Raw genomic sequence first — 24,576 nt, forward strand, 5'->3', positions numbered from 1 at the left:
GGCCCCCAGATCGCAGGCTTCCCATATCTTCGCAGGTCAGGGCATATGCGGTGGGCGCAGTAGGGTTCGAACCTACGACCCCTTGCTTGTAAGGCAAGTGCTCTTCCGCTGAGCTATGCGCCCTGGGTGGTGGCCGGGCCGGGGGCTCGGCTGATCACCGCCGACACCTTACCTCCGGGTCGGGGCGATCCGGACACCCGGTCGGCCACCTGCTGCGTGCTGGGTCAGGCCTTGAGCCCGGCCAGGGCCTTCTTCCAGACGTCCTGGTCGCGGGCCTCGCCCGGCTGGTTCACCTCGGCGAAGCGGACCTTGCCCTCGGTGTCGATCAGGAAGGTGCCGCGGTTGGCCATGCCAGCCGCCTCGTTGAACACGCCGTAGGCCTTGGCGACCTCGCCGTGCGGCCAGAAGTCCGACAGCAGCGGGAAGGTGTAGCCCTCCTTGTCCGCCCACGCCTTCAGCGCGAACGGGGAGTCCACCGACACGCCCAGGACCTGGACGTCGTCGTTCTGGAAGTCGCTGAGGTCGTCCCGGACCTGGCAGAGCTCGCCCTGGCAGATCCCGCTGAACGCGAACGGGTAGAAGACCAGCAGGACGTTCTTCTTGCCGCGGAAGTCGGCCAGCGAGACCTTCTCCTTGTTGTAGTCCGGCAGCGTGAAGTCCGGCGCCTGCGCACCGACCTCGACCGTCATGGGCGAACCCTCCTGTTCCACGTGACCTTGTCATCGCCGAACCTACACCGACCGGGCCGACCGGGGCACCGATGAGCTCACCAGGTGGACTCCGGGAGCCGGGCCGATCAACCGCCCGAACAGCGACGTGGGCACCGGCGTTGATCACCGGTGCCCACGTCGCTGGATGTCGTCGACGTCAGCGCTTGGCCTTCGTCGAGCGGTAGGCCAGGCGGGTGCCCTTCCACCCGTCGCTGACGGTGACGTTGGCCGTCTGGGCCAGGTTCGCCGTCGATGCCGCTTCCGTGATGTCGGCCGGGTCGACGGACCCGTCCCGGCCGGTCTTCGGGGTCAGCACCCAGATGACCCCCTCGTCGGACAGCGGCGTCATGACGTCGAGAAGCGTGTCCGTCAGGTCACCGTCGTCTTCGCGCCACCAGAGCAGCACGACATCGACCACTTCGTCGGCATCTTCGTCGAGCAGATCGCTCCCGCAACGCTCCTCGATCGCGGCCCGGACATCATCATCGACATCCTCGTCCCAGCCGATTTCCTGGACAACCATCTCGGGCTCGATGTCGAGCCTCTCGGCGACGTCGGCTTCGCCTTTACCGGCGTCTCCCGCGGCGACCACGGTTTGCTCACTCCTCCAATGCACCGGTGCGGCACCCGCGGCGCCGCACACCTTCCAGATATGGCCGATAGCGAACACTGCCGACCGCCACCGGCGCAACTGCTGACGGCACGACACGCCGCAGCAGCGGTCAGGCCATGACTGTAGACCGGGAAACCCCCCACCAACAGCCTGGTCGGCGGCGCGGCCGTCGACGGTGCACGCATCCGTGGCCGAAATGGGGGACGATGACAGTGTTCGACATCACTGTTCGAACGCCCTGCCACAGCCACGACGCAGTCGAGGAGTTCGCCTTGTCCCCGCTCAACAACGACGCCGGTGCCGCCCCCACCCAGCGGGTTCGGGTCATCCGGGACGGTCTCGCCTCCCACCTGCCGGACATCGATCCGGAGGAGACCGAGGAGTGGCTGCAGTCCTTCGACTCGGTGCTGTCCGGCCACGGGCAGCAGCGCGCGCGCTACCTGATGCTCCGGCTGCTGCAGCGCGCCCGCGAGAGCGGCGTCGGCGTCCCCTCGCTGACCAGCACCGACTACGTCAACAGCATCCCCACCGAGCAGGAGCCCTGGTTCCCCGGCGACGAGGAGACCGAGCGCCGCTACCGCGCCTGGATGCGCTGGAACGCGGCGATGATGGTGCACCGGGCGCAGCGGCCGGGGGTCGGCGTGGGCGGCCACATCTCGTCGTTCGCGTCCTCCGCCAGCCTCTACGAGGTCGGGTTCAACTGGTTCTTCCGGGGCAAGGACCACCCCGGCGGCGGTGACCACCTCTACATCCAGGGCCACGCCTCCCCCGGCATCTACGCCCGCGCGTTCCTCGAGGGCCGGTTGTCCGCCCAGCAGCTCGACGGGTTCCGCCAGGAGTACTCGCACGCCGGTCCCGGCGGCGGGCTGCCGTCCTACCCGCACCCGCGGCTGATGCCGGACTTCTGGGAGTTCCCCACCGTTTCCATGGGGCTGGGCCCGATGAACGCGATCTACCAGGCCCGGTTCGACCGCTACCTGCACGATCGCGGCATCAAGGACACCAGCCAGCAGCGGGTGTGGGCGTTCCTCGGCGACGGTGAGATGAACGAGCCGGAGTCGCGCGGGCTGCTCCAGGTCGCCGCCAACGACGGGCTGGACAACCTCACCTTCGTGATCAACTGCAACCTGCAGCAGCTGGACGGGCCGGTGCGCGGCAACGGCAAGATCATCCAGGAGCTGGAGGCGTTCTTCCGCGGCGCCGGGTGGAACGTGATCAAGGTGATCTGGGGCCGCGAGTGGGACGCCCTGCTGCACGCCGACCGCGACGGCGCGCTGGTCAACCTGATGAACACCACCCCGGACGGCGACTACCAGACCTACAAGGCCAACGACGGCGCCTTCGTCCGGGAGCACTTCTTCGGCCGCGACCCGCGCACCAAGGAGATGGTCAAGCACCTCTCCGACGACGAGATCTGGGGCCTGCGCCGCGGCGGGCACGACTACCGCAAGATCTACGCGGCGTACAAGGCGGCCACCGAGCACCACGGCCAGCCGACCGTCATCCTGGCGAAGACGATCAAGGGCTACGGCCTCGGCCCGCACTTCGAGGGCCGCAACGCCACCCACCAGATGAAGAAGCTGACCCTGGACGACCTGAAGCTGTTCCGGGACAGCCTGCGGATCCCGATCGACGACGACCAGCTCGACCCCTACCTGCCGCCGTACTACCACCCCGGCCAGGACGCGCCGGAGATCCAGTACCTGCAGGACCGGCGCCGCCAGCTGGGCGGGTACCTGCCGGAGCGGCGGGCCAAGGCCAAGCCGCTGGTGCTGCCCGGCGACAAGGTCTACGACGTGATCCGGAAGGGCTCGGGCAAGCAGGAGGTCGCCACCACGATGGCGTTCGTCCGGCTGCTCAAGGACCTCGCCAAGGACAAGGAGATCGGGCCGCGGATCGTGCCGATCATCCCGGACGAGGCGCGGACGTTCGGCATGGACTCGATGTTCCCGTCGCAGAAGATCTACAACCCGCTCGGCCAGCTCTACACGCCGGTGGACTACCAGCTGATGCTGGCCTACCGGGAGAGCGAGCAGGGGCAGATCCTGCACGAGGGCATCAACGAGGCCGGGTCGACCGCGTCGTTCACCGCGGCGGGCACCAGCTACGCCACGCACGGCGAGCCGATGATCCCGATCTACATCTTCTACTCGATGTTCGGCTTCCAGCGCACCGGCGACGGCTTCTGGGCCGCCGCCGACCAGATGGCCCGCGGCTTCGTGCTCGGCGCGACCGCCGGGCGGACCACGCTGACCGGTGAGGGCCTGCAGCACGCCGACGGGCACTCGCAGCTGATCGCCGCGACGAACCCGGCGGTGGTCGCCTACGACCCGGCGTGGGCGTTCGAGGTGGCGCACATCGTCAAGGACGGCCTGCGGCGGATGTACGGGGAGGACGCCGAGAACGTCTTCTACTACCTGACCGTCTACAACGAGCCCTACCAGCAGCCCGCCGAACCGGCCGACCTCGACGTCGACGCGCTGCTGCGCGGTCTGTACCGCTACCAGGCGGCGCCCGGCGGGTCGGGGCCGAAGGCGCAGATCCTCACCTCGGGCGTGAGCATGCCGCTGGCGCTGAAGGCGCAGCAGATGCTCGCCGAGGAGTGGGGCGTGCAGGCCGACGTGTGGTCGGCGACGTCCTGGTCGCAGCTGCGGCGCGAGGCCGAGGCCGCCGACCGGCACAACCTGCTGCACCCGGAGGCCGAACCGCAGGTCCCGCACGTGACGCGGGCGCTGGCGCACGCCGAGGGGCCGGTGGTCGCGGTCAGCGACTGGATGCGCGCGGTGCCGGACCTGATCCGGCCGTGGGTGCCGGGCGAGATGGTCAGCCTCGGTGCGGACGGGTTCGGGTTCTCCGACACCCGCCCGGCCGCGCGGCGGGTGTTCCTGGTCGACGCGGAGTCCACTGTGGTCGCGACGCTGGCCGCGCTGGCGCGGGCCGGTCTGGTGGACCAGTCCCAGGTCGTCGAGGCGACCCGCCGCTACCGCCTGGACGACGTCCAGGCCGCCGGGCCGCAGACCTCGGACCCCGGCGTCGCCTGACCGAGCAGTGCGCGAGGGGTACCTCCGGCCGGGAGGTACCCCTCGCTTCCGTCGAGGAGCAGTTTCAACTGAAACTGCGGTCCCACGGCGTGCCGGTGGAGGTCCGACCGCGATTTCAATGGAAATCGCATGTCCGATTTCCATTGAGCCTTTTTCATCCTGTCCGTGGACCGCAGCTGCGAAGGGCGAACTGCACCGGTCGGCAGGTGTCGCATGCGCCGCAGGCGCATAACCCACCCTCGCAACTCGCACCGCCGCGGGTTCTCAGCGTTCGCCTGGCGAGGACGGCCCTGACGCCGTGTATCGGGTCATACATAAGTCAGGGACCCCGGAGTCCAGGCGGGCGCTGAGGTTCCGCCACCGGCACCGCCACGCAGAACGAGGTTGGATAAACCTCATTGAAATCGCGGATCACCCGGTGCCTGCGGCTGGTCAGACCGCGTGGAGGCCGGGGTCGCGGTCCTGGGTGACGAAGCTGGCCGCCGTCGTCGCCGGGGCGCCGGGCTTCGAGACGTGCGGCAGCACCCGGTAGTCGGCGCGGACCAGGTCCGGGGTGATCCGGGTGCGCACGTAGCCGCGGCGGGCGCTGTAGAAGTGCACGTGCTCGTTGGCGGCCTTGAGCTTGTCGCCGCCCTCGCTGGTGTCCGAGCCGTCGCCGCCGGACGTGATGGAGGTGGTGGTCAGCTCCACGGCGACGGTGCGCGACCGCGAGTCGTCGAAGTCGTCCTTGAGGTCGGCCGCCCAGTGCGAGTGCACGTCACCGGTGAGCACCACGACGTTGCGGGCGGTGTCGAAACCGGCCTTGATCCGCTGCCGCGACGCCTGGTAGCCGTCCCAGGCGTCCATCGGCAGGATCTTCGCCGGACCCGGGTCGTGGTCCATCTGGGCGAACCAGACCTGCTGGCCGAGCACGTCCCACCGCGCCCGCGACTCGCGCAGCCCGTCCAGCAACCACACCTCCTGGTCCTTGCCGGTGATGGTGCGCCCAGGGACGTGCAGGTCCGGGCCGTCCGGCTTGTTGCCGTCGCCGTAGGCCTGGTCGTCGCGGTACTGGCGGGTGTCGAGCATGTAGAAGTTCGCCAGCGACCCCCACGCGCGGCGCCGGTAGAGCCGCATGGAGTCGCCGTGCGGCACCGACTCCCACCGCAGCGGCATGTTCTCGTAGTACGCCTGGAAGGCGGCCCGGCGCCGCTCGAGGAACGCCCGCCCCGGCGTCTCGGACTTCGCCTCCGGGACGTCGGCGGCCCAGTTGTTCTCCACCTCGTGGTCGTCGAGGACGACCAGCCAGGGCGCGGTGGCGTGCGCCAGCTGCAGGTCCGGGTCGGTCTTGTACTGCGCGTGCCGCTGCCGGTAGTTGGCCAGCGTGACGGTCTCGGGGCCGTGCACCTCGCGCACGTCCTTGCTCGTGCTGGCGGCGTACTCGTACTGGTAGTCGCCCAGGTGCAGGATCAGGCCCGGCTCGTCCTCGGCCATGCGCCGGTAGGCGGTGAAGAAGCCCTCGCCGTAGTGCGCGCAGGAGGCGAAGCACATGGTCAGCGCACCGAGCGAACCCGGCTCCGGGGCGGTGCGGGTGCGGCCGACCGGCGAGAGCTCGCCCCGCGCGCGGAACCGGTAGAAGTACTCCGTGCCGGGCCGCAGGCCGTTGACCTCGACGTGCACGCTGTGCGCCGCGCGCGGTGCAGCCTCGGCCCGCCCGCGCTGCACGACGTGCTTGAACCGCTCGTCGGTCGCCATCTCCCAGTCGACCTTGATCTCCTGGTCCGGCATCCCGCCGCGACCGTCCTCGGCCAGCGGATCGCGGGCCAGCCGGGTCCACAGCACCACGCCGTGCGGGAGCGGCTCGCCGGACGCGACGCCGAGCGTGAACAGCTGGCCGGGGCGCACCGGTCGGCCGACGCCGCGGAGCTCCGAAGCGGCGGCGGGGATCGCGGGCGCAGCGGCGGCGAGCACCGCGCCGCCGACCAGAACCGACCGGCGGGACAGGGATTTTCCGGGCACCTCGGCTCCTCACGGCGAACGGCGGTCGGCATGATCTTCATCGGCGCGGTCGAACTGCCGGGCGCTCCCGCATGGCCGCTGGGTGAACAGTGCGGCGCGATTGATCCATAATGCCCGGGTGCTGGTGGCGTGCATCGACGGCGACGGGATCGGCCCCGAACTGGTGGGCAGCGCTCGGCAGGTCCTCGCCGCGGCAGCGGACGCCGACGGGATCGCGATCGAGTTCGCCGACGAGCCCGGCGGTGCGCGGACCTTCACCGAGACCGGTGCGCCGTTGGCCGAAGGGGCGCTGGAGCGCTTCCGGACCACTTACGACGCCGTGCTGAAAGGTCCGGTCGGGCTGCCCGAGGTGCGGCACCCGGACGGCACCGAGGCAGGCGTTCTCGGCGGCGTGCTGCGCAACGGTCTGGACACCTACGCCAACGTGCGGCCGGTCCGGCTGCTGCCCGGCGTGCGGGAGGCCAGCTCACCGATCGACTACGTCATCGTGCGCGAGAACACCGAGGGCCTGTACCTCTCGCGCGGCAGCGGGGTCCGCAACGCCCACGCGGCCAGCGACCAGCTGCTGATGACCCGCGTCGGGGTCGAGCGGATCGCCCGGTTCGCCTTCGAGCTGGCGCGCAAGCGCGCCGGGGCGCCGAAGGACGGCGTGCGGCGGGTGACCTGCGTGGACAAGAGCAACGTGCTGCGCAGCTTCGCGTTCTTCTGCGCGATCTTCGACGAGGTCGCCGCGCAGTACCCGGACGTCGAGGCGGACTACCGCTACACCGACGCCGCCGCCCACGACCTGGTCGCCGACCCGGGGCACTTCGACGTGGTGGTCACCGAGAACTTCGTCGGCGACATGCTCAGCGATCTGGGTGCGGCGACGGTCGGCGGGCTGGGCATGTGCCCGTCGGGCAACATCGGCGACACCGCGGCGTACTTCGAGCCCGTGCACGGCAGCGCCCCGTCGCTGGCCGGGACCGGCCGGGCCAACCCGACCTCGCAGATCCGCAGCGCCGCGATGCTGCTGGAGCACGTCGGAGCCACCGCCACCGCGCAGCGGATCGAGTCGGCGGTGACGGCCGCCTACGCCGAAGGTGCCGTCCGGCTCCGACCGGACGGCACCCCCGAGTGCGGCACCGACGGCGTGACCCGAGCGGTCATCGACCGCCTCTGACTCGTGAGCGGCGATGGTCGCCCTTGCCACCATCGCCGCTCACAACTGCGGATCAGCAGGACAGCGGTTCCCCGTCGGCGATGCGGAACTCGGCGCGGGAGTCGAGCAGCAGGGCGACCAGGGAACGGGCCTCCTGGCGCATCGGGACCACGCGCGAGCCGTCCGGGCCGGGGATGCTGCGCACGCCGTGCAGGTCGAGCTCGTCGCGCACCTCGCCGAACTGGTCGGCCGTCAGGCGGTAGCCGCACGGCGGGTTCTCGTCGACCTGCTCCGGGGCGGGCGGTTCGTTGTCGGCACCGCCGAAGTAGATCGGGCCCTGGTCGCGCAGGCCCGCCAGCCGGGCTTGCGCGGTCGCGGTCGCGATCTCGCCGCGGCGCTCGGACATCATCCGCAGCGTCGCACCGACCCCGGCCAGCTGGGAGTCGACGCGGCGGTGGTTGTTCACCGCCGGGTCCGCCTGCTCCTCCTCGGTCAGCGGGTCGACGCGGGTCTCCACCAGCAGGCCGAGGGCGTTCTTGACGCCGATGGTGTTGCGCAGGATCCGCTCCTGCCCGTCACCGGCGACCTGCTTGATCGGCTCACCGGTCTCCGGGTCGGTCCAGATGCCGTAGATGCCGGTGGAGAACCCGGCGTCCTCGACCGCAGGCCGGACGTACTCCTCGGACAGCCGCTCCGACTCGCCGTGCACGCCTTCCGCGGTGTTGAGGTTGCGCGGCCACAGCGCGAGGAAGTCCTTCACGTAGTACGGCGGTTTGGCGCCGTACTCGTGCAGGTCGTGCACGACGTCGGGCCGCTCGTCGCGCACCACCCGCGCGATGGCCCGCGCTTCGGGCGACTTCAGCGCGAGGTGGTCGCGGTTGATGTCCACGCCGTCGGCGTTCTCGCGGGTGTTGGCGACGTTGCCGTCCGGGTTGGCGTTGGGCACGAACAGGACGCTCGTGGTGCGCAGGAAATCGCGCGTCTGCGGGTCTTCGGCGAGGCCGAGGTCGCGGATGCTGCTGAGGCAGGCCTCGCGACCGGACGGCTCGTCGCCGTGCTGCGAGCAGGTGAACAGCACGGTCGTGCGCGCCGACCGGGCGCCGACGCGGACCAGGCGCAGCGGGCGGTCCTGCGTGCTCCTGCCGACCTCCTCGATCGAGACGGCATCGCTCGCCTCGTCAACGGCCTGCAGGAACTCGGTCTCCTCCTCCGGCGTCGTCCACCTCTTGCCGTCGGTCTGCTCGAAACCCGTCGTCGGTGCAGCGGCCCGCTCCTGGGCGGACGCCGTCGGCGCCACCAGCAAGGTGCAGACGGCCAGCGGAACCACCGCGCTTCGCGCGAGACGCCCCATTTCGACCCCTTTCGGCGATTGTGATCATGCGTATACACCATCGCCGAACGGCCGGAGTCAAGCCTTGACAGCAGCACCTTCCCGCGCCCGCTGAACGCGCGCCGTGCGGTTCCAGCTCCACCAGCCGTGGATCACCAGGGCCGCGAACACCACGTAGATCGCTGCGCTGAAGTGCAGGCCGGATGCGATCTGCAGCGGCACACCCACCGCGTCCACGGCCAACCACACCAACCAGAACTCGACCAGCCCGCGGCCCTGAGCCCAGAAGGCGACCAGCGTGCCGATGAAGATCCAGGCGTCCGGCCACGGTGCCCAGGAGGCGTCCAATGCGGACAGCAGCATCGCGAACGCGGAGGTGCCGAGGGCCAGCGCCCCGACCAGCACGAGGCGTTCCACCCCGCTGGCCTTGCGCACGGCGACGCCGTAGACGGGGTCGCTGCGGCGGCTCCAGGCCCACCAGCCGTAGATGGAGATCAGCAGGATCATCACCTGCCGGACGGCCAGACCGCCCAGGTGCGCCGAGGCGTAGACCGCGAACAGCAGGACCGTCGCCGAGACCTGGACCGGCCAGGTCGCCAGGGTTCTGCGCTGGGCGAGGAAGACCACGGCCAGGGCGCACAGCTGCCCGACGAGTTCCGCCCACGAGATCTGCTGGCCCAGCACGGTGATCCCGTTGCCGAGCAACCATTCCGCGACAGTCCGCACGCCCGCTCCTCCCACCCGCGACGTGCACGCCGGGGTGCGCGAGCAGCACGAGGGGACCCCTGCCTGCAGGTGCAGTCCTGCCCCGGCCACCCGTGCGCTGCCTCTCATCCGGACTTTCACCGTCGGTTCCGGAATTCCACCGGATCGGCCGACACCTCGCCGGGAGGTGCCGGTTCGCGGACTGTCACCGCCGGTTCGGATTTTCACCGAGCCCCGGAGCGCACGACTTCGTTCGTTCTGCGCAACATCGTGCGCCGGCCGATCTGTTCCCGGGAGCGGACGTGGGTCGGATCACACCCCCGGCTCGAAAACCGGTTGCGCCGCCGCCCGCGCGCGCTGGATCTTGCTTCCATGCCCGGTTCCCCCGACCTGCGCGAGCGCGACCGGTGAGCCGCCTGCTCGTCCTGCTGCTGTCGCTGACCTGCGGGATCAGCGTGGGAAACATCTACTTCCCGCAGGCGATCAGCCCGCTGGTCGCGGTCGGTCTGGACGTGCCGCCCGACGCGGCCGCGCTGGTCGCCACGGCCGTGCAGCTCGGTTACGCGGTCGGCATCTTCCTGCTGGTCCCGCTCGGCGACCGGGTGCCGTACCGACCGCTGATCACGGGCCTGCTCGTCGCCACCGGCCTGGGACTGCTCGCCGCAGCGGCAGCTCCCTCGCTCCCACCGCTCGTGGCTGCCAGCGCGTTGATCGGCACCACGACCGTGATCGCGCCACTGGTCAGCCCGATGGCCGCGGGGTTGGTGGGCGAGGATCGCCGCGGCGCGGTCATCGGGATGCTGCTGAGCGGGTCGATCGGCGGGATGCTGCTGTCCCGCGCATTCGGCGGTTCGCTCGGTGAATGGCTCGGATGGCGGGCGCCGTACCTGGTGGCCGCCGCGCTCCTCCTGATCATCGCCGCGGTCCTGGCGTTCGCGGTGCCGAGCACGGCGCCGTCGTCGGCGCAGCGCTACCCGGCGCTGCTCGGCGAATCGCTGCGGCTGCTGCGCACTGAGCCGGAGCTGCGGCGCTCGTGCTTCTACCAGGCGATGGTGTTCGCCGGTTTCACCGCCGTCTGGACCGGGGTGGCGCTGCTGCTCACCAGCCCGACCTACGGGCTCGGCGCGCCAGCCGTCGGTGCGCTGGCGGTGGTCGGCGCGGCGACCATGATCTGCACCCCGATCGCCGGTCGCCAGGCGGATCGGCGGGGCCCGGACGTCGTCAACCTCGCGTGCATGATCGGCACGATCGCCGCGGCCGCGGTGCTCGTCGGCGGCACCTTCGGCGGAGTGCCGGGGTTGGTGCTCCTCGTGCTGGGCACGCTGCTGCTCGACGTGACCATGCAGTCGGGCATGGTCGCCAACCAGGTGCGGATCTACGCGTTGCGCCCGGAAGTCCGCAGCAGGCTCAACACGGCCTACATGACCTGCGCCTTCCTCGGCGGCAGCGCCGGGTCCTGGCTCGGGGTGCGGGCTTTCGCGCACTTCGGCTGGCCGGGGGTGTGCGGTCTGGTGGCGCTGCTCGCGGGCGCGGCGCTGATCAGGCATCTCGTGGCGATCCGCCGAGGTGCCGTTTTCGCACGCCTGTGACGTCGCGGTCCCGCGCGGAATCGGCGGTGTGAGCAACACCCTCCGGACGGCCGATCGAACAGGCGTGCCCCCACCGGTAGACTCGATCAGCAGCTCGTCGTGGAGGGGGACGCCTGATGAACGACACCGATCACGCGATCCTCGCCTTCGAGCTCGAGCACTGGCAGTACCAGGGCAACAAGGAGCGGATCATCCAGGAGCGCTTCGGCTTCTCCCCGAACCGCTACTACCAGCGGCTGAACCGCCTGCTGGACGAACCCGAAGCCCTGAAGCAGCAACCGGCCCTGGTCAAGCGCCTGCTGGACCGCCGCGACCAGCGCGCCCAGCGCCGCGCCGCCCGCGACGCCTGACGCCCCCACTTCGCCGTACCGCGCCCGAGAACCGCAGTTTCAACTGAAACTGCGATCACCCCCCACGGCGGATCGCAGTTTCAATTGAAACTGCAGCGCGGAGCGGACGACGGCCCGCACATCGCGACCGGCCGACCGCGGGGATTCCGCCAGGACGAGAGCCCCGCAGCACCTGGTGCCACGGGGCTCTCGGAGAACGGGCTCACTGCTGGGAACGCTCGGCGTACTGCTCCGGGGTGAGCTGGCGGCCCTGCTGGATGCGGACCAGCTCGGCCAGCAGCGGTGCCGCCTGGTCCGGCGGCAGCGCCTGGAAGGCCTTCTTGATCGCCTCCGGGTCCCCCGCACCGGCCTGCGCCGGGATGTTCGGCGCCTGCTGGTTGGCCACCACCTTGTTCACCAGGTCGACGAGCATCGCGACGATGGTGCGCGGCCCGACCTCGGTGTGCCAGCCCTGGATCTCGCCGTTCGGCCCGCGGGGACCGAGCAGCTCGTGCTCCAGGCGCCGCAGGATCGCGTCCTGTTCCGGGGTCATCTGGTCCTCCTGGTCCTTGTTCCCGAGTTCGGCGCGGAACCGGTCCATGTCCACGTGACCGGGGTCGATCTTGCCGGTGACGCTGGTCTCCTTGTGGCCGCGCGCGGCGTCCATCGGGCGCCCCAACCGCTCGAGCACCACCCGGGTCGCCTTCAGCGCGGCCGCGTACTGCTCCGGGCTCGGGCCCTGGTCGACGCCCTGGTAGTCCCACTCGAAGCCGACGTAGAGGGTGTTGCCGTCGCCGCCCGGGTTCGGGCCGGACGCCTTCGCCTCGCCCGCGTGGTTGGCGCGGCCCGCGGCGATCATGTGCACCACCCCGTCGAAGCCGATCACCGCGTGGCAGAGCGGTCCGGCGAGGTCCGGGCGGCCGTCGATGCACAGCTGGACGCTGGGCGCCGGGTTGTCGTAGGACGCGGGCGTGGCGGTGTGGTGCTCGAGCACCCCGACCGGTGCTGGCTGCGGCCCCGAGGTGGCGGTGCGCTCCCGCCAGCCGTCGGTCTCGACCACCGTCAGCCCGGCCGCGCGCAATGCGTCCGCCAGCCAGACGAGGGGCAATGCCAACCTGATCACTCTCCCGGCTTGATCCGTTCCCTCATGGTGTCGCGATCGGGTGCGAGCGACCACGGCCAAGTGCGTGAAAATGGTCGAGACCCACCCAACGGGTGAGCCTCGACCATCCGTCCATCCAGTGATTCAGAGCCCGCTGGTCCCGGTGTTCGGGTTGGTCGGCTCCGGGGTCGGTTCCGCCCCGTTCTTGGTGCCGTTCTTCGTGCTGAACTGGGACTCCACCCCGGTCAGCCACTTCGACCAGCGCTGCTGCATCGGCCCGATCAGGCCGCCGCCGACGCCGACCACGATCACGCCGCCGACGGTGGCCAGCACGGTGATCAGGATCGGGGTGGTCACGGTGAGCGCGATGCCCATCTGGTTCAGCGCGGCGATCACGCCGAGGGCCACGATGAAGCCGAAGGTGATCTTGCTCAGCACGCCGCCGACCGGGCGGCCGCCCAGCGCGCCGCGCACCAGGTCGGCGACCACGCGGCCCACCGCGGCGGCCACCAGCACCAGCACGATCGCGACCAGCACGCGCGGCAGGAACAGCACGATCTGGTCGATCAGGTCCTTGACCGGGTTCGGGCCGAAGGCGCCGAGCGCGAGCTGCAGGAAGATCAGCAGGATGAAGTAGTAGACGACCTTGATCAGCAGCCCGCCGAGGTCGACCTGCGTCTTTGCCGCCATGTCGGCCAGCCCGGCGCGCTTGAGCAGCCGGGTGAACCCGAGCCGAACGAAGAGCACCTGGATGGCCTTCGAGACGGCCTTGGCGATCAACCAGCCGATCAGCAGGATGACCAGGAACATGACGAGCTTGGGCACGAATGTGGCGATGGCGGCCCAGGCCTGGGCCAATCCGGTTTGCAGGGTATCCACGATTTCACCTCGGAAAAGCCGAACGGCGACGTTTGATGGGTGATCGTTTCTGCTATTCGACTGATCGACAAACCGAAAGCCCGCCTCGAACGGGCGAATTGCTTCCCCGAACGGATTAAGTGAAATCACGTCGGGTCAGCACCGGCCGGAATGCACCTTTTCCCGGCTCGGTGTGAGCCCGCCCGCACCCGCCAACCGGTGCCCGCCGGAGCTGATCGGCGGCGTGCGATTCTGGAACCATGAGTACCGAACGCGCAGGTGAGCGGGACAGCGGGGCGCAACGGCAGATCTCCGCCCCCACGCTCCGCCGCCTGGAACGCGCTTCGGGCGGGCTGGCCGGGTCCAGCATCAGCGCGATGGAGCAGCGGCTGCCGTGGTTCCGCCGGCTGCCCGCCGACCAGCGCGCCAGCGTGCTGCTGGTGACCCAGACCGGCGTCTCCAACTTCGTGGCCTGGCTGCAGGACCCGACCGAGGCGATCCGGTTGACCGCCGAGGCGTTCCGCGCCGCCCCGCGCGACCTGTCCCGCTGGGTCAGCCTGCGGCAGACCCTGGAGCTGGTGCGGGTCGCCATCGACGTGTTCGAGCAGCAGCTCCCGGAGCTGGCCGACCAGCAGCACGAGCGCACCCTGCTGACCGAGTCGATCCTGCGCTACACCCGCGAGATCGCCTTCGCCGCGGCGACCTCCTACGCGGCCGCCGCGGAGGCGCGCGGCGCGTGGGACGCGCGGCTGGAAGCGCTGGTGGTCGACGGGATCGTGCGCGGCGACGCCGAGGAATCGCTGCTGTCCCGCGCCGCGGCGCTGGGCTGGGAGCCCTCCTCGGAGGCGACCGTGCTGGTCGGCAACGCCCCGTCCGACGATCCGCCGACCATCGTCTACCAGGTGCGCAGCCGCGCGGCGCGGCTCGGCTGCCCGGTGCTGCTCGGGGTGCAGGGCAGCAGGCTGGTGGTCGTCTTCGGCAGCTCCGGCGAGGAGCGCTCCGACGAAGAAGCCGCGGTGCGGCTGACCGAGGCGTTCGACGAGGGCCCGGTGGTCGTCGGCCCGACCGTGTCCAACCTGGCCGAGGCGCACCGGTCGGCCGCGGACGCGATGTCCGCGCTGCGCGCCGTGGTGGCCTGGCCGACCGCACCCCGCCCGGTGCCCGCCGGTGACCTGCTGCCGGAGCGGGCGCTGGCCGGTGACCCGGAGGCCGAGCGGCAGCTGGTCGAGCGGATCGTGCTGCCGCTGGTCGACGCCGGCGGGTCGCTGATGGAGACCGTCGACACCTACCTCGAGGTCGGCGGCGTGCTGGAGAACTGCGCCCGGCAGCTGTACGTGCACCCCAACACCGTCCGGTACCGGCTGCGCAGGGTGGCGGAACTCACGGGCCGCACCCCGTCCAACGCCCGCGACGCGCACGTGCTGCGGGTGGGGCTGGCGGTCGGCAGGTTGGCCAAGGCGCGCGGCCTCTGGTGAGCACAGCCGCCACGTCCGGTACCAGGGCATTACCGTTGTTCACCGATGTGTCACCGACCGGACACAGCCGACAACGAATCACCCTCCTGCCCGCCCCGGCGCGGGACCGGCTTGTAGACACCCCACAAGTTTGCGCTCCGGACTTCGTCCGTCTCGACATCACTCCGAGCGCACCGCGACGTGTTCAGTAGCAAGGGTGATCGCGCTTCTAGCCCCCGGACAGGGGTCGCAGACCCCAGGGATGTTCAACCCGTGGCTCGAGCTGGACGGCGTCGCCGAGCGACTGGGCGCCTGGTCCGAGCTGACCGGCCTGGACCTGGTCCGCCTCGGCACCACCGCCGAGGCGGAGGAGATCAAGGACACCGCGGTCACCCAGCCGCTGGTCGTGGCGCTGTCGCTGATCGCCGCCGAGGAGCTGCGCCGCCGCGTGACCGTGCCGGACGGCACCCCGGTCGCCGGGCACTCCGTCGGCGAGCTGGCCGCCGCAGCGGTCGCCGGTGCGCTGAGCGCCGACGACGCGGTGGCCCTGGCCGCGGTCCGAGGCCGCGAGATGGCCGCGGCGTGCGCGCTGGAGCCCACCGGCATGTCCGCCGTGCTCGGCGGTGAGGCCGACGACGTGGTGACCCACCTGGAGCAGCTCGGCCTGGACCCGGCCAACCGCAACGGCGCTGGTCAGATCGTCGCCGCCGGGCGGCTGCCCGCGCTCGAGCAGCTCGCCGCCGAACCTCCGGCCGGTGCCCGCGTCCGCCCGCTGCCGGTCGCCGGTGCCTTCCACACCCGCTTCATGGCGCCCGCGCAGGAGACCCTGGCCAAGCACGCCGAGCAGGTCAGCGCGAGCGACGCCGCACTGCCGCTGCTGTCCAACGCCGACGGCGCGGTCGTCACCGACTCGGCCGAGATCGTGCGCCGCCTGGTCTCCCAGGTGACCAACCCGGTGCGCTGGGACAGCTGCATGGCGGCCCTGGCCGAGCGCGGTGTCGAGGCCGTCGTGGAGCTCCCGCCCGCGGGCACCCTCAGCGGCCTGGTGCGCCGCGAACTCAAGGGCGTCAAGACCGTCGCTCTGAAGACCCCCGCCGACCTGGACAAGGTCGCCGAACTGCTCGGGAGCGACGAGTGACCAAGCCCCGCATCGCCCAGAACCCGATCCCGGCGGGCACCCGGCTGCTCGGCTTCGGCAGCACCCAGGGCAACCGGATCGTCACCAACGACGACCTGGCCAAGATCGTCGACACCAACGACGAGTGGATCCGTCAGCGCGTCGGGATCGTCCACCGCCGCCTCGGCGACGAGAGCCAGACCGTGGTCAGCATGGCGGTCGAGGCCGGGGCCAAGGCGGTCGCCGACTCCGGCCTGTCCCCGTCGGACATCGACCAGGTGATCGTGGCCACCTGCACCATGCCGGGCGGCATCCCGAACGCCGCGGCCCAGGTCGCCGACCAGATCGGCATCAAGGCCCGGGGCGCCTTCGACGTCAACGCCGCCTGCGCCGGGTTCGTCTACGCGCTGTCCGCGGCCTCGGACGCGGTGCGCTCCGGTTCGGCCCGGAACGTGCTGGTCATCGGCTCCGAGCGGTTCCAGGAGTGGCTGGACTGGCAGGACCGCGCGAACTGCATCATCTTCGCCGACGGCGCGGGCGCCGCGGTGGTCGGTCCGGCCGAGGAGCCCGAGATCGGGCCCAGCGTGCTGGGCAGCGCGGGCGACCTGGTCGACACCATCTACCTGCGCGACGGCAAGTACATCTACCAGGAGGGCCAGGCGGTCTTCCGGTGGGCCACCACCCAGATCGCCCCGGTCGCGGCCCGCGCGGTCGAGGCGGCCGGGCTCCAGCTGTCCGATGTGGACGTCCTGGTGCCGCACCAGGCGAACCTGCGGATCGTGGAGGCCATCGCCAAGAAGCTGCAGAGCCAGGGTGCGCGTGACGACCTCGTGGTCGCGCGTGACATCGTCTACTCCGGCAACACGTCGTCGGCGTCCATCCCGCTGTCCATCGACCACATGCGGGGTGCTGGGGAGATCTCCAGCGGTGACGTGATGCTGCTCGTGGGCTTCGGGGCCGGGCTGTCGTACTCCGCCCAGGTCGCCGTCTGCCCCTGACCCCCAAGCTGCCGCGGGCCGCAAGCCCGCGGTGAGGAACGCAAGCACCAGGAAGGAACACCGTGTCCAACGAGGAAATCACCAAGGGTCTGGCCGCGATCGTCGAAGAGGTCGCCGGTGTCGACGCCGAAGAGGTGTCCGTCGACAAGTCCTTCGTCGACGACCTCGACATCGACTCCCTGTCCATGGTCGAGATCGCCGTGCAGGCCGAGGACAAGTTCGGCGTGAAGATCCCGGACGACGAGCTGGCCAACCTCAAGACCGTCGGTGATGCGGTGGACTACATCACCAAGAACGCATGACGACCGAAGTCGTCATCACCGGGCTGGGCGCGACGACGCCGCTGGGCGGCGACGTCGCGTCCACTTGGGACGGAGTGCTGAACGGCGCCACCGGCATCAAGCGCCTCGAGGAGGAGTGGCTCGACCGCTTCGAGCTGCCCGCCAAGATCGGCGCGCCGCTGGCGGTGGAGCCCGCCGACGTGCTGCCCCGGGTGCAGCTGCGCCGGATGGACCGCTGCGAGGCGATCGCCGTCATCGCCGCCCGGGAGGCGTGGGCGGACGCCGGCTTCGAGCTGCCGTCCGACGAGTCCGAGCCGGTCGACCCGGACCGGCTCGGGGTCGCGCTGGGCACCGGCATCGGCGGCCCGCTGACCCTGCTGCAGCAGGACGACCTGCTGGAGACCCAGGGGCTGCGGAAGGTCTCGCCGCTGACCGTCCCGATGCTGATGCCCAACGGCCCGGCCGCGATGGTCAGCCTGGACCTGCGGGCCCGCGCCGGGGTGCACTCCCCCGCGTCGGCCTGCGCGTCGGGCGCCGAAGGCCTGGCCAAGGGCTTCGAGATGATCCAGCAGGGGCACGCGGACGTCGTGGTGGCCGGTGGTGCGGAAGCCTGCATCCACCCGATCACCATCGCCGGGTTCGCCCAGGCCCGGACCCTGAGCACCCGCAACGATGAGCCGGACCGGGCCTCCCGCCCGTTCGACGTCGACCGCGACGGGTTCGTGATGGGCGAGGGCGCCGGGGTGATCGTCCTGGAGAGCGCGGAGCACGCCAAGGCGCGCGGCGCGCGGATCTACGCCCGGCTGGCGGGCACCGGCATCACGTCCGACGCCTACCACATCACCGGCAGCCACCCGGACGGCCGCGGCCAGATCGGGGCGATGCGCAAGGCGCTGCGCAGCGGCGGCCTGGAGCCGTCGGACATCGGGCACGTCAACGCGCACGCGACCTCGACCGTGGTCGGTGACGTCGGCGAGGCCAACTCGGTGCGCCAGGCCATCGGCGAGGGCGCGGTGGTGACCGCGCCGAAGGGCTCCCTCGGCCACCTGGTCGGCGGGGCCGGTGCGGTGGAGAGCATCGTCACGATCCTCTCCCTGCAGCACGGCGTCATCCCGGCGACCCGGAACCTGGAGAAGCTGGACCCGAAGGTCGAGCTCGACGTGGTCGCCGACAAGCCGCGCCACGTGGAGCAGACCGCCGCGATCAACAACGCCTTCGGCTTCGGCGGGCACAACGTGGCCCTCGCCTTCGCGAAGGCCTGACCGCAGGCACCGGGAAGCGGGCTGAGCACGGCTCAGCCCGCTTCCTGCTTTTCCGCACCGCCCAGCAGTTTCAATTGAAGCTGTGAACCGTCGTGGGCGGGAACCGCAGTTTCAATTGAAACTGCGGAAGCACGTGCTCAGGTGAGCGGGTTCCAGACTCCGGTGGGAGCGGTGCGCCGGGCGTAGTCGGCGAAGTCGCGGGGTTCGCGGCCCAGCGCCCTCCGAACGCCGTCGCTCAGGTGCGCGTTGCGGCCGTCGAGGACCTCGGCGAACAGGTGCTCCACCATCGACACCACCTCGGGCGGCACGCCGTGCTCTGCCATCGCCGCCCGGTACTGCTCGGGGCTGATCGACGAGAAGGCGACGTCCCGGCCCGCGGCGGCGGCGATCTCGCCGACCGCCTCAGCGGCCCCCGGAACGGCCAGGTCCGGCTGGTAGGACACGTACACCGCACCGACGCCGGACAGCACGGCGGGCCAGGTGGCGGGGTCGGCCCAGTCGAAGGGCGGCGTCGCCGAGCGGGAACCGGCGCGGACCGGTCGTCCCAGGGACGTGAGGCGCTCGAGGACGCGGCGACCGGTCCGGCCGGTGGCGCCGAGGACGAGCACTGGCTTCTGTTCGTTGTCGGACATGGCCCCAGTCAAGCCCCAGCCCGCTGGACGCCCCATAGCCGAAAATCCACATCCCATAATCGGCCGTCCAACCTTCGCGATTTCAATGAGCCCCGCCAGGTCGGCTACGGCAGCGCGTTCGCGCTCAGCAACGCCTTCAAGCGGCGGTACGGCACGAGCCCGCAGGAGTACCGGCGCGGGTCACTGCTCGCAGGGGCGGCGCAGCGCGCTGTTGGGGAGCTTGCTGGTGTCCAGGCGCAGTGACCGCCCCGAGTCGGTGACGACCATCGGGTACACCAGGTTCCACTCCAGGCAGTGGTACGGCATGTCCGGCGGCGCGTCCTGCGGGTCCTGGAGGCTCTTGAAGGTCAGCAGCGCCAGCAGCGAGCCGTCCGGGCCGGGGTCGATCCGGTGCACGACGATGTCGATGTCGTCCGTGGAGTCGTAGGCCTGGGACCACTTGTCCCGGGGCAGCTCGTCCCACTTGCTCGGGACCACTGTGGACTTCCACAGGTCGTAGTCCCGGGTGTTGATCGACCGGAAGTGGTTGTCCAGCAGCTTCTGGACCTCGCGCTGGTCGGGGTGCTGGACCGCGCCCGGCGTGTAGACCACGCCCTCCACGCTCTTGACCGACTCGACCGGCTCACCCTCCGGGTGCAACGGCGCGTTCGTCCGCGCCGGTTCGCGGTAGACCTGCTCGGCCAGCACCGCACCACCACCGGCACCCGCCAGCAGCACGACGACCGAGACCGGCAGACCCCACTTCACCCAGGAACGCACGGCCCCAAGCTTCCCACACCTCGATCAGCGGCACGGCCGTTTCCGGTCGGTCCGCGGCTCAGCCGACGCGGTGCAGCCAGGTGACCGGGGCCCCGTCGCCGGCGCGGCGGAACGGTTCGAGCGCGTCGTCCCACGCCGCGCCCAGCAGCTGGTCCACCCGGTGTGCGAAGGCCTCCGGCCCCTTGGCGTTGGCCGCGAGGGTGCGCAGCTGGTCCTCGCTGACCACGATGTCGCCGTTGGCGCTGGTGCAGGCGCGCCACAGTCCCAGGCCGGGGGCGTGGCAGAACCGCTGCCCGTCCACCCCGGGGCTGGGGTCCTCGGTGACTTCGAAGCGCAGCATCGGCCACGCGCGCAGTGCGGTGACGAGGCGTGCGCCGGTACCCGGCTCGCCCGTCCAGTTGCACTCCGCTCGGAGTTGCCCTGGGGCTGCCGGTTGGGCCGTCCAGCGGAGTTCCGTCCGCATGCCGAGTGCGCCAGAGATCGCCCACTCGACGTGCGGGCAGACCGCAGACGGCGACGAGTGGACGTAGACCACACCAGCGGTGTGGCCACGGTCGCTGCCACGGGTGCTCACTGCTGACCTCCGCTGTTCGACGAGGGACGTCTTCCCCTACGACCTCGCGAGCACGACGATCAACAGATGCGGCGTCATTCTGCATCGCCCGTCGCGCGCTCCGCCACCAGAACGCCGTGTTCCACCGCGGCACCGCGGCGTCCCGGGTTGCGGAGCGCCGCGCGGCGCTGACTGCTCCGATCAGGCGAAACCGCAGATCCCAGGGGTGCACACGCGTCCCACCAACGCTCAGAAGCACCAATCGGCCAGCGTCGAGCGAGTGGTGGATACCACTCGATCGGACGAATATTGGATCTCCGCGACAACCCCCGGACCGCCCGACTAACGTCAGGGCCCGGAGAAGGTGCGCTCGCCGGGCTGCGGGAAGGGGAGGTCCTCATGCGACTCGTGCGGCTCGGTGCGGAGCCGACCAAGGTCGGTGCCGACATCCGGGCGGCGATCTCCGCGTGGGGCGCCGGCCGCTCGGTGCTGGGCGGTGTCGCCGTGCTCGGCTGCCGACCGCCGGGCGCGCCCCGCGCGCTGGACGCGGTGATCGTGCTGCCGCGCGGCGTGGTCGTGGTGCTCGGGGTGGATCTGCCCGAACCGGCGCTGAAGGTGGAGGCCCCGCTGCGGACACCGTGGACAGTGGACGGTTGGCCGCTGGTGCGCACCGAGGGCGCGGTCAACCCCGGGTTGGAGGGCCTCGAGTCCGCCGCCGCACTGGCCCGCAGCCTGCAGTCGCGCGGGCTGGAACCGCTGCCGGTCGCCGCCGTCGTGGTCGTCGGCCCGTACGCCGGGCAGGTCACCCAACCCACGACGGACCTGCACCGCGGCGTCCGGGTCGTCGCGCCGAACACCACCGCGATCCTGGCCGCCGCCCGCGAGCTGGCGACCTACGAGCGGTCCTGCCCGGTCGAACCCGCACAGCGGCTGCTGGAGGTGCTCGACGAGGATTGCCGGGTCAGCGCCGCCGACCTGGTCGAGGAGGGCTTCCCGGAGTCCGCGGACACCGACCTGGCCACCGCGGACACGATGCTGATCCCGAAGTTCACCGATCCTCCGGCCGCGGGCCGGTTCTCCCGCCGGACCGCCCTGATCGCGGTCGCTTCAGCGCTGGTGCTGCTGTGCGCCGCGCTGGTCGGGTGGCTCGCGTTCGGCCGCCCGGCCGCCAGCACCGCGCCGCCCGCGCCGCCGGTCCAGCGGGTCGACGGCGTGGAGTTCGCGCAGCGGGTGACCGACCGCGAGCAGACCTGCGTCACGCACTCCTTCGGCGACGTCCAGCGCTGGTTCGAGCAGCAGCCCTGCCGGAACCTGACGCGCGCGGTGTTCGAGACCCGGGTGGAGGGCAAGCCCGCCGCGGTGTCGGTCGCGATCGTCGAGCTGCCGGACGAGCAGTCCGCGCGGGAGCTGCGGAACCTGGCCGCCGAAGCCGGGACCGGCGGGATCACCGACCTGGTGGCCGAGGGCCGGGGCTGGCCGGGCGGACCGGACGGCTTCGACGACGCGGCCCAGGTCGCCCAGCAGAGCGGCACCGAGGTCCGGATCGTGCAGACTGTCTGGCGCCACCGCTCCTCCACCCCGGACGACGTCGCCCTCCGCGCCCTCGCCGAACGCGCCCTCCGCCTCACCCCCCGCCCCTGACCGGTCAGGGGCGTTCGGGTTCTCGGGCTTTTTCCGGGGGCGCTTGTTCGGGGATGGCCGCGCGGTCGGGGAATATGCGGCGCGGGGGCTTCGTGACGTACGGGCGTCCCAGGCGGTTCAGGAAGAACGCCGGGGCGAACAGCGGGACCACCGCCGACAGCGCCGCCGCCGTCACCCCGGCCCGCAGGACGTCGCGCGGCAGCAGCACCGCTCCCCGGTCGACGAAGCGGTTGCTGGTCACCGCCGCCAGCCAGAGGACGACCACGAAGCACACCATCGTCCCCAGCGCCAGCAGCACCGCGGGCTGGTAGCCGAGGCGCTCCGCGCCGAGCATCACCGCGACCCAGCCGAGCAGCGCGGGGAGCTGGCCGCGCTCGGTGGTCGCCGCCCACAGCAGGCCGCCGAGCACCGCGAGCCCGCCGCCACCGCTCTGCCACGCCTCCGACAGGCGCTCGGCCCAGGAGCCGGTGGTCATGCCGAGCCGGGCGAGGAAGTGGCCGAGGACGTCCAGGGCGCTGGGGCTGTCCGGCCGGGTGGTGAACTGGCCGACGATCCAGACCAGCGTCCACAGCGACACGGCGAAGGCCAGCACCTGCTGCCATCGGGGGCGGTCCAGCGCTGCCCGGTACAACCGCGCCAGTTCCCGTTGTCGCGCTTGCACATCCACCCCTGTCCTCGATGTCGGCGGCGGAAACGATGGTCGGCCAGCAGGGGTCGCAGGGTCGGGATTGATCAGATCGGGGGCGTGTTGCGGGGCGCGGTCAGCTCCAGAAGGTGCCCGGGCCGGAGGCGCAGGCCCCGCTGGTGGTGCAGGCGGGCGGCAGCGGGCGCACCTCGGAGCCGTCGACCAGCCACTGCCCGCGCCCGTCGGTGGAGACCAGGAACCGCCCGAGCGGATCGGCGGACAACCGGGCGGTACCGGCGGTCAGCTCCGGGGTCCGGAACGGCACGCCAGCGCCGAGCTTGCGACCGCTGTTCGCGGCGAAGGTGGCCACCCGCGCCTGCCCGGCACCGCAGGCCGGTGGCTCCAGCGCGGCGACGTCGTGCCCCGACCAGGCGATCGCCACCGGTCCGCAGGCGTCGGAGGTCGCCTCGACGTGGTCGGCCAGCGAGGTCGCCTCGGGGGCGAGCACCAGCACGGACGCCCGGTCGCGGCCGGGTTCGGCGGCCAGCAGCGCCAACCGGCCGTCGTCGGACAGGGCGAGGTCGTCCACCCGCATCCCGGCCGGGAGCGCGATGCGCTGCTGCTCGCCGCGCAGCACCACGACGGAATCGCCGTCCTGGTAGGCGATCCGCCCGCCGCCCGCGGTCAGCAGCCGCGCGTCGCCGACCGGCACCGGCAGCACGTGCTTGGCGCCGTCCGCGGCCACCTCCACGAGCTGCCTGCCGTCGGACGTGGTGGCCACCGCGAGCACCCGGTTCCGGTCGGTGGCCAGCACCTCCGGGTCGGCGCCGGGGATGTCGGAGAGCACGCCGTTCTGCCGACCGGAGTAGATGTCGAACGAGGCGATCACGCCGGGCTCGGGTGCCGCCAGGTAGCTGTTGGGCTGCGCGCTGACCGGCGTGGGCTGCTGCTGACCGGGCAGGACCGCGACCGCCACGACGAGCGCCACCGCCGCCGCGGCCACCGCGCCGATCGCCGCGAACAGCGGGCGGCGGCTCGGCTTCCGCCGCCGCGCGGCGGCGAGCATCTTGGGCAGCGCGTCGGGGCTGGGCTCGACGTCGTCCACCAACCGGTGCAGCTGCGCGCGCACCACTTCCACGTCCCACGTGCTGTTGCCGTCCTTCACACCCGCTCCCCCAGCAGCTCAGACAGTCGCGAGACGCCTCGCGAGCAGTACGACTTCACCGCTCCCTGGCTGCATCCCATCACCTCCGCGGTGCGGGACTCGCTGAGGTCGGCGTAGTAGCGCAGCACGACGGCCTCCCGCTGTCGGCGCGGCAGCTTAGCCAGCGCCGCCGCCAGCACGGCTCGGTCGACGCCGCGCCCGGTGTCGTCGGGTTGGCTGTCCTCGGTGGCGAGCTTGGGCTGGTACTTCTTGGCGACCAGGCGCCGCCGCAGCATCGAGCGAGCCCGGTTGAGCACCGCCTGCCGCAGGAACGCCAGCGCCTTGTCCGGGTCGCGCAACCTGGTGCGCGAGTCGAACACCCGCACGTAGGCGTCCTGCACGATGTCCTCCGCGGAGGCCCGGTCGTCGACCAACAGGACGGCGATGCGCAGCAGCTGCTTGTAATGCTCCTGGTAGAGGTCGGTGAGCTTGCTCGTCAGTTCATCCATTGCCGCCAGCCCGTCGCCCGGCCAGGCGGTCACGGGCAATGCGATCGACACCGTCACATCTCTGCACGACGCGCAAGACCCCCTCCGTGGTTGCGACCGGATTCCACTCGTAATCGATCGGTGCCACCCAGCCGGCGGCGGAGTTTACCGATGCAGACACCGATGATCATCTCGTGGCGCTTTTG

At 71.4% G+C, this 24,576-nt stretch carries 23 protein-coding genes, 1 tRNA gene, 1 pseudogene and 1 riboswitch; of the genes and pseudogenes, 11 read left to right on the forward strand and 14 right to left on the reverse strand.

What is annotated here, in order from left to right:
- Positions 1-51: 51 nt before the first annotated feature.
- From F1721_RS31125 to F1721_RS31135, 3 genes are all read right to left on the reverse strand, one after another.
- A tRNA-Val gene (locus F1721_RS31125) sits at positions 52-123 on the reverse strand.
- 101 nt (positions 124-224) lie between these two features.
- Positions 225-689 (reverse strand): peroxiredoxin, encoded by a 465-nt coding sequence (locus F1721_RS31130; RefSeq protein WP_150070404.1) that lies wholly within the window; start codon positions 687-689, stop codon positions 225-227.
- A 178-nt stretch (positions 690-867) separates the two neighbouring features.
- On the reverse strand, positions 868-1,302 hold the full coding sequence (locus F1721_RS31135; protein ID WP_150070470.1) for a DUF3052 domain-containing protein: 435 nt from the start codon (positions 1,300-1,302) through the stop codon (positions 868-870).
- Between the two features lie 293 nt (positions 1,303-1,595).
- Between F1721_RS31135 and aceE the strand changes: the two genes are divergently transcribed.
- On the forward strand, positions 1,596-4,364 hold the full coding sequence (gene aceE, locus F1721_RS31140) for a pyruvate dehydrogenase (acetyl-transferring), homodimeric type (protein WP_150070405.1): 2,769 nt from the start codon (positions 1,596-1,598) through the stop codon (positions 4,362-4,364).
- 432 nt (positions 4,365-4,796) lie between these two features.
- Here aceE and F1721_RS31145 read toward each other — a convergent pair whose 3' ends face one another.
- Positions 4,797-6,362 carry an alkaline phosphatase D family protein gene (locus F1721_RS31145; RefSeq protein ID WP_150070406.1) on the reverse strand — a complete coding sequence of 522 codons (1,566 nt, stop codon included), beginning with the start codon at positions 6,360-6,362 and terminating at the stop codon, positions 4,797-4,799.
- 118 nt (positions 6,363-6,480) lie between these two features.
- Here F1721_RS31145 and F1721_RS31150 point away from each other — a divergent pair, with 118 nt between their 5' ends.
- Positions 6,481-7,524 carry an isocitrate/isopropylmalate dehydrogenase family protein gene (locus F1721_RS31150; RefSeq protein WP_246155415.1) on the forward strand — a complete coding sequence of 348 codons (1,044 nt, stop codon included), beginning with the start codon at positions 6,481-6,483 and terminating at the stop codon, positions 7,522-7,524.
- Positions 7,525-7,576: 52 nt separating this feature from the next.
- Here the strand turns inward: F1721_RS31150 and F1721_RS31155 are convergent, their stop codons facing one another.
- Together F1721_RS31155 and F1721_RS31160 are read right to left on the reverse strand one after the other, a co-directional pair.
- Entirely contained in the window at positions 7,577-8,854 is a 1,278-nt protein-coding gene (locus F1721_RS31155) for a M14 family metallopeptidase (RefSeq protein ID WP_150070407.1), read from the reverse strand.
- A gap of 57 nt (positions 8,855-8,911) precedes the next feature.
- Positions 8,912-9,559 (reverse strand): nicotinamide mononucleotide transporter family protein, encoded by a 648-nt coding sequence (locus F1721_RS31160; RefSeq protein WP_150070408.1) that lies wholly within the window; start codon positions 9,557-9,559, stop codon positions 8,912-8,914.
- 92 nt (positions 9,560-9,651) lie between these two features.
- Positions 9,652-9,783: riboswitch (FMN riboswitch) on the reverse strand.
- A 162-nt stretch (positions 9,784-9,945) separates the two neighbouring features.
- Between F1721_RS31160 and F1721_RS31165 the strand changes: the two genes are divergently transcribed.
- Positions 9,946-11,127: an MFS transporter gene (locus F1721_RS31165; RefSeq protein ID WP_150070409.1), complete on the forward strand. Its 1,182-nt coding sequence runs from the start codon at positions 9,946-9,948 to the stop codon at positions 11,125-11,127.
- Between the two features lie 116 nt (positions 11,128-11,243).
- Complete coding sequence (locus tag F1721_RS31170) at positions 11,244-11,477, forward strand: DUF3263 domain-containing protein (protein ID WP_150070410.1); 234 nt, start codon at positions 11,244-11,246, stop codon at positions 11,475-11,477.
- 202 nt (positions 11,478-11,679) lie between these two features.
- Here the strand turns inward: F1721_RS31170 and F1721_RS31175 are convergent, their stop codons facing one another.
- Both F1721_RS31175 and F1721_RS31180 read right to left on the reverse strand, forming a co-directional pair.
- The gene (locus F1721_RS31175; protein ID WP_150070411.1) at positions 11,680-12,570 is read right to left on the reverse strand and encodes a peptidoglycan recognition protein family protein; all 891 of its coding nucleotides are present in this window, start codon (positions 12,568-12,570) and stop codon (positions 11,680-11,682) included.
- 132 nt (positions 12,571-12,702) lie between these two features.
- Positions 12,703-13,437, reverse strand: coding sequence for a mechanosensitive ion channel family protein (locus tag F1721_RS31180; protein WP_246155416.1), 735 nt, complete (start codon positions 13,435-13,437; stop codon positions 12,703-12,705).
- Between the two features lie 239 nt (positions 13,438-13,676).
- On the opposite strand from F1721_RS31180, the gene F1721_RS31185 reads away from it, so the two are divergent.
- From F1721_RS31185 to F1721_RS31205, 5 genes are all read left to right on the forward strand, one after another.
- Entirely contained in the window at positions 13,677-14,891 is a 1,215-nt protein-coding gene (locus tag F1721_RS31185) for a PucR family transcriptional regulator (protein WP_211840704.1), read from the forward strand.
- A 196-nt stretch (positions 14,892-15,087) separates the two neighbouring features.
- Positions 15,088-16,008, forward strand: coding sequence for an ACP S-malonyltransferase (locus F1721_RS31190; protein WP_150070412.1), 921 nt, complete (start codon positions 15,088-15,090; stop codon positions 16,006-16,008).
- Positions 16,005-16,985 (forward strand): beta-ketoacyl-ACP synthase III, encoded by a 981-nt coding sequence (locus F1721_RS31195; protein WP_150070413.1) that lies wholly within the window; start codon positions 16,005-16,007, stop codon positions 16,983-16,985. Before F1721_RS31190 ends, F1721_RS31195 begins: the two co-directional genes overlap by 4 nt.
- A 62-nt stretch (positions 16,986-17,047) precedes the next feature.
- Positions 17,048-17,287 carry an acyl carrier protein gene (locus F1721_RS31200; protein ID WP_150070414.1) on the forward strand — a complete coding sequence of 80 codons (240 nt, stop codon included), beginning with the start codon at positions 17,048-17,050 and terminating at the stop codon, positions 17,285-17,287.
- Positions 17,284-18,528: a beta-ketoacyl-[acyl-carrier-protein] synthase family protein gene (locus F1721_RS31205; RefSeq protein WP_150070415.1), complete on the forward strand. Its 1,245-nt coding sequence runs from the start codon at positions 17,284-17,286 to the stop codon at positions 18,526-18,528. The genes F1721_RS31200 and F1721_RS31205 overlap by 4 nt, the downstream gene beginning before the upstream one ends.
- Positions 18,529-18,665: 137 nt before the next feature.
- On the opposite strand, the gene F1721_RS31210 is transcribed toward F1721_RS31205, so the two are convergent.
- Positions 18,666-19,160, reverse strand: a complete 495-nt coding sequence (locus F1721_RS31210; RefSeq protein WP_150070416.1) for an NAD(P)H-binding protein — start codon at positions 19,158-19,160, stop codon at positions 18,666-18,668.
- A gap of 93 nt (positions 19,161-19,253) precedes the next feature.
- Between F1721_RS31210 and F1721_RS31215 the strand changes: the two are divergent.
- Positions 19,254-19,403 (forward strand): annotated as a pseudogene (locus F1721_RS31215) (AraC family transcriptional regulator); the annotation flags it as partial.
- On the opposite strand, the gene F1721_RS31220 reads toward F1721_RS31215, so the two are convergent.
- Together F1721_RS31220 and F1721_RS31225 are read right to left on the reverse strand one after the other, a co-directional pair.
- A complete protein-coding gene (locus tag F1721_RS31220; RefSeq protein ID WP_150070417.1) occupies positions 19,341-19,919 on the reverse strand; it encodes a hypothetical protein in 579 nt (192 codons plus the stop codon). The pseudogene F1721_RS31215 and the gene F1721_RS31220 sit on opposite strands and share 63 nt — an antisense overlap.
- Before the next feature lie 58 nt (positions 19,920-19,977).
- On the reverse strand, positions 19,978-20,454 hold the full coding sequence (locus F1721_RS31225; RefSeq protein WP_170301666.1) for a DUF3145 domain-containing protein: 477 nt from the start codon (positions 20,452-20,454) through the stop codon (positions 19,978-19,980).
- A gap of 417 nt (positions 20,455-20,871) precedes the next feature.
- On the opposite strand from F1721_RS31225, the gene F1721_RS31230 reads away from it, so the two are divergent.
- Positions 20,872-22,113 carry a hypothetical protein gene (locus F1721_RS31230; protein ID WP_150070419.1) on the forward strand — a complete coding sequence of 414 codons (1,242 nt, stop codon included), beginning with the start codon at positions 20,872-20,874 and terminating at the stop codon, positions 22,111-22,113.
- A 4-nt stretch (positions 22,114-22,117) separates the two neighbouring features.
- On the opposite strand, the gene F1721_RS31235 is transcribed toward F1721_RS31230, so the two are convergent.
- From F1721_RS31235 to F1721_RS31245, 3 genes are all read right to left on the reverse strand, one after another.
- The gene (locus F1721_RS31235; RefSeq protein ID WP_150070420.1) at positions 22,118-22,780 is read right to left on the reverse strand and encodes a hypothetical protein; all 663 of its coding nucleotides are present in this window, start codon (positions 22,778-22,780) and stop codon (positions 22,118-22,120) included.
- Positions 22,781-22,874: 94 nt separating this feature from the next.
- Complete coding sequence (locus tag F1721_RS31240) at positions 22,875-23,903, reverse strand: hypothetical protein (RefSeq protein WP_150070421.1); 1,029 nt, start codon at positions 23,901-23,903, stop codon at positions 22,875-22,877.
- On the reverse strand, positions 23,900-24,391 hold the full coding sequence (locus F1721_RS31245; RefSeq protein ID WP_150070422.1) for a SigE family RNA polymerase sigma factor: 492 nt from the start codon (positions 24,389-24,391) through the stop codon (positions 23,900-23,902). The genes F1721_RS31240 and F1721_RS31245 overlap by 4 nt, the downstream gene beginning before the upstream one ends.
- Between the last annotated feature and the right edge of the window lie 185 nt (positions 24,392-24,576).

It is taken from the genome of Saccharopolyspora hirsuta (assembly GCF_008630535.1).
GTDB lineage: Bacteria > Actinomycetota > Actinomycetes > Mycobacteriales > Pseudonocardiaceae > Saccharopolyspora > Saccharopolyspora hirsuta.